An 8,339-nucleotide genomic window follows, 5' to 3' on the forward strand; every position below is an offset into this window, starting at 1 on the left:
ACAACCTGAAACGGACCCCGGTCCGGATCGTTACGGCACTGTTTCAGCCTCCTGGGAGATACCCATGTCTGTTCGCATCCTCGCGCTCGTCGGCAGCCTCCGCGCCGGTTCGCACAACCGCCAGCTCGCCGAGGCGGCCGTCAAGCTCGCTCCCGAGGGTGCCGAGGTCGACCTCTTCGAGGGCCTCGCCGACATCCCCTTCTACAACGAGGACATCGACGTCGAGGACAGCGTCCCGGCCGCCGCCGCCAAGCTGCGCGAGGCCGCCCAGGCCTCCGACGCGTTCCTGCTGTTCTCCCCCGAGTACAACGGCACCATCCCGGCCGTCCTGAAGAACGCCATCGACTGGCTGTCCCGCCCGTACGGCGCCGGCGCCTTCGGCGGCAAGCCCGTCGCGGTGATCGGCACCGCCTTCGGCCAGTACGGCGGCGTGTGGGCGCAGGACGACACCCGCAAGGCCGTGGGCATCGCCGGCGGCAAGGTGATCGAGGACCTCAAGCTGTCGATCCCCGGCTCGGTGACCCGCTTCGCCGACACCCACCCGGTGGACGACGCCGAGGTCTCCGCGCAGCTCACCGAGGTCGTCGCCCGGCTGCACGGCCACGCGGGCGAGACCGCTGCCGCCTGACCCGCACCGCCCCGCGCGAGGCACGGCCGCCCGGTCGCCGTGACCCGGCGGGACGCACGACGAAGGGCCCGGAGAGATTCCGGGCCCTTCGTCGTGCCTTTCCCGTTCGGCCCCGTCGGTCAGACGGCGGCCTGCGCCGGCTCGCTCGCCGGGTCGGCCTTCCGGTCGTCGGACTCCGCGGTGCGGGCGGCGGGGATGAGGGCGGCGATGGCGGCGGAGACCAGGGCGAGGCCGCCGCCGACGAGGAGCGCGGTGCGGAAGCCGTCCTCGGAGGCGAAGGTGTAGCCGCCCAGGGTCGTCGTCATCTGGGACAGGATCACGCCGATGACGGCCGCGCCGACCGAGGTGCCGAGCGAGCGCATCAGGGTGTTGAAGCCATTGGCGGCGGCGGTCTCCGACAGCGGCACCGAACCCATGATCAGGGCGGGCATCGAGCCGTAGGCGAGGCCGACACCACTGTTGATGACGATGCCCACCACCATCAGGCCCCAGGCGGAGCCCATCAGCGCCATGGACAGGCCGTAGCCGGCCGCGATGACCAGCGCGCCGCAGATCAGCGTGAACTTCGGCCCGCGGGCGTTGGTGAGTTTTCCGCCGAGCGGGGAGACGAACATCATCATGATGCCGCCGGGCGCCATCCACAGGCCGGCCGCGAGCATCGACTGGCCGAGGCCGTAGCCGGTCGCCTCCGGGAACTGCAGCAGCTGCGGCATGACGAGCATGCTCGCGTACATCGCGAAGCCGACGAAGACCGAGGCGATGTTGGTGAGCAGCACCCGCGGGCGGGCGGTGGTGCGCAGGTCGGTCAGCGGGTCGGTGGTGCGGGTCTCCCACAGCCCCCAGGCCGCGAACACCACGACGGCGGCGGCGAACAGGCCGAGCGTGGCGCCCGAGCCCCAGCCCCAGTCGGCTCCCTTGGAGACCGCGAGCAGCAGGCAGACCAGGCCGGCGCCGAGGCCGAGCGCGCCCGGCAGGTCGAAGCGCTGCCCCTTGGCGGCAGCGGGCACGTCCGGGATCAGGAACCAGATCAGCACGGAGACGGCGACGGCCAGACCGGCCGAGCCCCAGAACAGCACGCGCCAGTCCGCGTACTGGGCGATCGCCGCGGCGATCGGCAGGCCCAGGCCGCCGCCGATGCCCATGGAGGCACTGACCAGGGCGATGGAGGAGCTGAGCTTCTCCGCCGGGACGACGTCGCGCAGCAGGGCGATGCCCAGCGGCACCATGCCCATGCCCATGCCCTGGAGGCCGCGTCCGACGATCATCGTCACCACGTCGGAGGCCAGGGCGCAGACCACCGAGCCCGCCACCAGCGGCACCGCGCACACCAGCAGCATGCGCCGCTTGCCGACCAGGTCGCCGAGCCGGCCGACCACCGGTACGCAGACCGCGCCGGCGAGCAGGGTGACCGTGATCACCCAGGCGGCGTTCGAGGACGAGGTGTGCAGGATCTGCGGCAGCTCGGCGATCAGCGGGGTGACCAGGGTCTGCATGATCGCGGCCGTGATGCCGGCGAGCGCGAGCGTGGCGACCACGCCGCCCGCTCGGGCCGTGGGCTGGGGGGCGTCCATGGGCGGACTCCTCGACTTTCTCTCGGTCCCGGAACGCGCGCCGGAGGTCTCGGAGCAGGTGCCGGAGGTCTCGGGAACAGGTACCGGAGGGCTCGCAACAGGTACCGGAAGGGAAGGATGTGGGATGCGGTGGGATGTGCATCATACATGCGGCATGTATCGAGCACATGATGTGGCCGGTGCACGACGGTGTGCCAGGATGGAGTGGCCGCCCCGGGACGTGCCGCGGGACGGTCGCACGAACAGGAGGCTGGGCACATGGAGAGGCCGACGCACGAGGTCGAGTACGAGCAGATGCTGCTCAGCCGGCACACGTTCCTGAACCAGCGCGGAGGCCGCCGCAAGGACGGCGTGCTGGAGCGCAGCGCCTACATCCTGCTGAGCCGGATCCGGGTGCAGGGGCCGATGTCCATCGGGGAGCTGAGCGACGCCTTCGGCCTGGACTCCTCCACCCTCAACCGGCAGACCGCGGCGGCGATGCGGGCGGGTCTCGTGGAGCGGATCCCCGACCCGGCGGGCGGCATGGCCCGCAAGTTCCGGATCACCGACGACGGCCTGCGGCTGCTGGACGAGGAGCGCCAGGGCATCGTCGAGGCCCTGGACCGGGTGATGGAGGACTGGTCGGACCACGACATCGCCGCCTTCGCGGCGTACCTGCGGCGCTTCAACCACGGGATCGAACGCATCGGCGGCCGCCCGTGGCCGCGCCCGTCCGACCCGGGGGCCGTCGAGGAGGGCCGGGCCGAGGAGGGCCGGGAGGCGCCGACGGGACAGACGTCGGCGGGACAGGCATCGGCAGGACAGGCATCGGCGGGGGCCGGCCGGCTCTGACCGGTCCCCAACCCCTCCGACCGGTCCCGGGTCGGTTCCGACCGGTTAGGTGTCGGTTCCAACCGGTTACGGGTTGGTTCCGACCGGTCCCGCGCCGCCGTTGGCCGGTCCCGCGCCACCCCTCCCGCAGCTCCACTGTCCGGTCCCGCGCCACCGCTGCCCGACGGTGACGGCCGGGGTGCGGCGCGGGGCCGAGTCGGGCGAGGGCGCCCGAGGGTGTTGCCCTTCCGACCGTCCTGTGCCCTAATCGGATGGCCCAACAGTACGGATCTTGGCGCTACGGTCCGCCGCGCCGGAGGGAGCGGCTCGTATGCGCGGGGATGTGTCCACCGACGACGAGGTGACGACGGCGCCTGGCGGCCTGCTCGACCTGCTGAAGGTCGCGGCCGTGGTCCTGGACGCCACCGGGCGCATCGCCCTGTGGAGTCCCGAGATCGAGCAGCTGCTCGGCCACTCCGCCGACGAGGCCCTCGGACAGCGCGCCGACGCGCTCCTCGTCGCGTCCGCGGACCGGCGCCGGGCCAGGGAGCTGTTCGCGCGGGTCCGCTCGGGGACGAGGTGGGCGGGCGTCTTCCCGCTGCGGCACCGGGACGGCACGGAGCGCCCCGTCGAGTTCCGTACGATGCGGCTGCTCGACCGCGAGGGACAGCCGCACCTGCTCGGGCTCGCCACGGACGCGTCGACCGTGCGGGGCCTCGAACGGGACCTGGCGCTCTCCCACAGCCTGGTCGACCAGACCCCCGTCGGCATCGCCGTCTTCGACACCGACCTGCGCTGGGTGGCCGTCAACCCCGCGCTGGAGCGCATGAACGGCGTGCCCGAGTCGGCCGTGGTGGGCCGCCGGCTGGGCGAGGTGCTGCCCGGACTGGACGTGGACGCCATCGAGGGCCGGATGCGGCACGTACTGGAGACCGGCGGCTCCCTGCTCGACCAGCAGACCATCGGCCGTACCGTCGCGGACGCCGAGGACCGCGCGTACTCGGAGTCGTACCACCGCTTCGAGGACACGGGCGGCCGGGTGCTCGGTCTGGCGATGGTCGTCCTGGACGTCACCGAACGCCAGCAGGCCTCGGTGGAGATCGCCCAGGCACGGCAGCGGCTGTCCGTGATCGCGGAGGCCGGGGTGCGGATCGGCACCACGCTGGACCTGCGGCAGACCGCGCAGGAACTGGCCGACGTCGCGGTGCCGCACGTGGCCGACCTGGCGGCCGTCGACGTCCTGGAGTCCGTCGTCGCGCACGGCACCATCACGCCCGTCACCGGCCGGTCCCCCGTCGAGTTCCGGGCGCTGGCCGTCGCGTCCGGTTACCCCACCGACGCGCTCCACGCCGCCGACCCGGTCGGGGAACTGGCCACCTACGGCCCGTCGCGGATCATCACCCGGTGCGTGCGCAAGGCGCGGCCGGTGCTCGTGGAGCGTGTGGACGGGCGGACCATGCGGCGCATCGCCCGGGACGCCCGCGCCGCCCGGACGCTGGAGGAGGCCGGCGTCCACTCCTACCTGGCGGTACCGCTGATGGCCCGCGGAAAGGTGCTCGGCACCCTCAGCCTGTACCGCACCGTCAACGACCGCCCGTTCGACGAGCAGGACCGCGTCCTCGCCCGGGAACTCGCCGCGCGGGCCGCGATCTCGATCGACAACGCCCGCCTCTACGGGCGTGAGCGCACCACCGCCCTCACGTTGCAGCGCAGCCTGCTGCCGTCCGCGCCGGCACGGCGGGAGGGACTCGACATCACCGCCCGCTACCGGCCCGCCCTGAGCGAGGTCGGCGGCGACTGGTACGACGTGCTGCCGCTGGGACCGCGGCGCACCGGGTTCGTGGTGGGCGACGTGATGGGCAAGGGCGTCCAGGCCGCCGCGATCATGGGGCAGTTGAGCACCGCCACCCGCGCGCTGGCCCGCCTCGACCTGCCGCCCGCCGAGCTGCTGCGGCACCTGGACGACATCGCGGGCTCGCTCGGCGACGCGATCGCCACCTGCGTCTATGCCGTGTGCGACCTGGAGCGCGGGACCTGCGCCCTGTCCAGCGCCGGCCATCTGCCGCCGGTGCTGGCCCGCGGCGACGGCACCGCGGACCTCGTCGAGGTGCCCGGCGGCGTCCCGCTCGGGGTGGGCGGGGTGGACTTCGGCACCGTGGAGGTGGAGCTCGCCCCGGGCACCCTGCTCGCCCTCTACACCGACGGGCTGGTCGAGAACCGGGCCGAGCCGATCGACACCGGCCTCACCACGTTGACCCGGCTCCTGCAGAGCCCGGACGACTCGCTGGAGCGGACCGGCGACGCCCTCCTCGGCGCCCTGCGCCCGGAGCCCGACGACGACGTCGCCCTCCTCCTGGTCCGCACCCACGGCTGAGTCCGGAGCGGAGCCGCGCGGGACCGGGCACAGGGCGCCGAGGAGGGCGCCACCGCCACCGCCACCGCCACCGCCACCGCCACCGCCACCGCCACCGGGACGGTCAGCCGCCCACGACCCGGCCGACGTCGAGGCGGTCGATCTCCGGGGCCCACCCGCTCGGGTTGGCGAAGGTCACGCCGTTGGGCCCTTTCCGCAGGTCGACGGGTACACCCAGGGTCCAGTGGTCGTCACGGCTCCAGGTGTTGCGGAAGGTGACCCTGAGGGGGTCGCCGGCGCCGAGCGTGATGTCCGCCGTACGGGAGACGACGTCCGCGTTGTAGGCGTGGCCGTTGTCGCGGCGGTCGTCGTGCGCGTAGTGCACGACCAGCAGATGGCGGCCGGCGCGGGGTGCGTCGACCGTGAACCGGGCGGTGCTCCCGTGGCCGAGGTGGCCGATGCGCAGTCCCCCGGAGGCGTGCGCGGAGGGGACGAGCCTCGCCCCGCCCGTGAGGACGGCCGAGTCCGCCCCGTAGGAGAGCGTGCCCTCGGCCGATCCCTCGCCCGAGACGTGCAGGGAGCGGACGGCCACGTCGGCGGCGGTCACCGCGATCCGGTTGTTGCCCGCGACGAGGTACAGCCGCAGGGGGCGGCCCGGGGTGGCCGTCAGCGACTCGCCGTGCAGGGCGAGCCGCACGGGTGCCGCAGCCCGCGCCACCACCGCGTAGTAGCCGTCGCGGGGCGCGTACACGTCGAAGACGGCCCGGTCGCCCCGGCGCAGGACGAGGGCGCCCGTACCGACCCCGGCCGACGAGCCGTAGTCGTACGACGGCCGTCCCTCGATGTCGGCGAGCGTCGCCTCGTAGGCGGCGGAGGGCACACCGGTCCGGGCCGTCAGGTCGATCCGGTCGAGGGTGATCTCGGCGTCGCCCCCGTCCAGCGTGAGGACGTGCGGGCCGGCCGACAGCTCGACGGTGAGGTCCTTGCGGGCGCGGTGGGCGCCGTTCAGCGTGGAGGGGTAGGTCACGGTGACCGGCTCGCCGCCGTCGGCCGACAGCCGCTGCGCGGCGGGGGCGCCGGACGCGTTGCCGTAGAGGACCGCCAGGTCGTAGACGCCGTCCGCCGGGACGGTCACCGTGAAGTCGGCCCGGCCGTCGAGGGCGTCGAGGCGGACGTCCCGGTCGCCGGAGGCCGCGTAGCCGCCCGCGTCGTCGGTCGTGCCGTGGGTGCGGACCTCCCCGCCGGTGACGGCCGCGTCCTGTGCCTCGTGGGAGGCGGTCCAGGGGACGGAGGGGGCGGCGGGGGTGCCGGAGCCGCCGGGGGTCAGGACGATCCGGTACGCCGACATCGGGCGCAGGCCGCGCAGCGGCACGGTCACCGTGCCGTCGTCGGCCACCGCGCGCACGGTCCTGGCGAGGACGCGCGGCGCCGGGTGCGGCCCCTCGTAGCCGGACCAGGCCGCCTCGGCGACGGTCGCGACGACCGTGCGGCCGAAGACGGGCCGGGGGACGGCGCGCACCACGACCTCGCAGTCGCCGGCCGAGCCGCCGAGGAGGATCTGCGCCTGGCGGCGCGCGGGGTCCAGCGAGGCCAGGCCCTGGAGGGTGCCGACGGTGTCGGGGTGGGGCGGGACGACCCTGACGGTGTCCCCGGTCAGTCCGGCGTACCAGCGGAAGAACCACCAGGCGCCGTTGGGCACGTTCGTCCGCACCACGCTGCCGCTGAGGTTGCCGGCGGCGTCCCAGTAGGCCTGGTCGGCGTACACCTTGTTCCGCTCGAACACCGCCACCCACTGGACGAGCCGCCCCGGCACCGACAGGTCCCGGCGGTTGCCGTACTCGTCGATGTTGATCGTCAGCGGGGGGACGCCCAGCTCCCGTTCCAGGGCCCGGTAGTCGTCGTGGTGCGCCTGGAAGTCCCGCAGCGACACGGCGTCCAGCTCGTGCCAGGTCATCACCTGGGGCAGGACGTCCTCCCGCCGGGCGAAGACGAGGAAGTCCCGCAGCAGACGCGGGTGGTAGAAGGACTCGTTGGGGCCGGCGATCCGGGCGTCCGGGTCGATCGCGCGGATGCGCCGGACGACCGTGGCCCAGTCCCGGAGGAAGCGGTCCCGGTTCGCCTCGTACCGCGTCCGGTCGGCGACGCCGAGCTCGTACCAGATCTGGTCGGGTTCGTTGAACGGTATGTGGACGAAGCGGGCGCGGTCGGGGTGGGCGGCCACCGCCTCGACGATGCCGTCGACCCGGGGGAGGTAGTCGTCGAGACCCAGGTCCTCGTACGGCCACCGTGCGTAGACGTCCTGCATCATCACGAGGACGTCGCCACCGCCGTTGCGGAAGAAGGAGCGGGAGACGGTGAGCGCGTCGCCGCCCGGGTGCTGGGCGCCGCCCTCCGGCTTCTGCGTGATGCTGGTGATCTTCAGGGGGGCCAGGACGGCGTCGCCGGGCACGCCGTCGTCGCTGAGTCCGTACAGGGCGCCGTTGGCGCCGTGCAGCACCGGGCCCTCGGGGGCGGCGAGGTCGACGGTGAGGCGCCGCGGGCCGTCCGCGGACGTCGCGGACCCGGCGGGAAGAGTGCCTGCCATGGCTGCTGCTCCAGGTGCGGGAGGGACGGTGCGGTCAGGGGACGGTGCGGTCAGGGAGGGGCGGTGAGGTCACGAGAGGGACGGTGAGGCCACGGAAGGGACGGGTGAGGTCACCGGCGGGCCCGGCGAGGGCGTACGGGCGGTGGTCCCGAGCTCTCCCGCACCACCAGCTCGGGTACCGGGGCGGGGTGCGGGGCCCGGCGAGGTCACCGGCGGGCCCGGCGAGGGCGTACGGGCGGTGGTCCCGAGCTCTCCCGCACCACCAGCTCGGGTACCGGGGCGGGGTGCGGGGCCCGGCGAGGTCACCGGCGGGCCCGGCGAGGGCGTACGGGCGGTGGTCCCGAGCTCTCCCGCACCACCAGCTCGGGTACCGGGGCGGGGTGCGGGGTGCGG

4 protein-coding genes and 1 pseudogene are annotated in these 8,339 nt (G+C 74.1%); 3 read left to right on the top strand and 2 right to left on the bottom strand.

From position 1 onward, the window contains the following. Positions 1-64 precede the first annotated feature (64 nt). Positions 65-628: an NAD(P)H-dependent oxidoreductase gene (locus ACIP67_RS27870; protein ID WP_401695596.1), complete on the top strand. Its 564-nt coding sequence runs from the start codon at positions 65-67 to the stop codon at positions 626-628. Positions 629-747: 119 nt separating this feature from the next. Here ACIP67_RS27870 and ACIP67_RS27875 read toward each other — a convergent pair whose 3' ends face one another. Then, positions 748-2,199: an MFS transporter gene (locus ACIP67_RS27875; protein ID WP_401695597.1), complete on the bottom strand. Its 1,452-nt coding sequence runs from the start codon at positions 2,197-2,199 to the stop codon at positions 748-750. A gap of 258 nt (positions 2,200-2,457) precedes the next feature. Here ACIP67_RS27875 and ACIP67_RS27880 point away from each other — a divergent pair. Together ACIP67_RS27880 and ACIP67_RS27885 are read left to right on the top strand one after the other, a co-directional pair. After that, a pseudogene (locus ACIP67_RS27880) lies at positions 2,458-2,910 on the top strand (MarR family winged helix-turn-helix transcriptional regulator); the annotation flags it as partial. Positions 2,911-3,340: 430 nt separating this feature from the next. Beyond that, positions 3,341-5,383, top strand: coding sequence for a SpoIIE family protein phosphatase (locus tag ACIP67_RS27885; RefSeq protein ID WP_401695598.1), 2,043 nt, complete (start codon positions 3,341-3,343; stop codon positions 5,381-5,383). Between the two features lie 103 nt (positions 5,384-5,486). On the opposite strand, the gene ACIP67_RS27890 is transcribed toward ACIP67_RS27885, so the two are convergent. Then, entirely contained in the window at positions 5,487-7,946 is a 2,460-nt protein-coding gene (locus ACIP67_RS27890) for a cellulosome protein (protein WP_401695599.1), read from the bottom strand. Positions 7,947-8,339 lie beyond the last annotated feature (393 nt).

It is taken from the genome of Streptomyces sp. NPDC088812, from assembly GCF_044750285.1.
Lineage (GTDB): Bacteria > Actinomycetota > Actinomycetes > Streptomycetales > Streptomycetaceae > Streptomyces.

Bases quoted from the DNA above. Each gene is read 5' to 3' on its own strand.
- ACIP67_RS27870 (WP_401695596.1), top strand. From the start codon at position 65: ATGTCTGTTCGCATCCTCGCGCTCGTCGGCAGCCTCCGCGCCGGTTCG.
- ACIP67_RS27875 (WP_401695597.1), bottom strand. From the start codon at position 2,199: ATGGACGCCCCCCAGCCCACGGCCCGAGCGGGCGGCGTGGTCGCCACG.
- ACIP67_RS27890 (WP_401695599.1), bottom strand. From the start codon at position 7,946: ATGGCAGGCACTCTTCCCGCCGGGTCCGCGACGTCCGCGGACGGCCCG.
- ACIP67_RS27885 (WP_401695598.1), top strand. From the start codon at position 3,341: ATGCGCGGGGATGTGTCCACCGACGACGAGGTGACGACGGCGCCTGGC.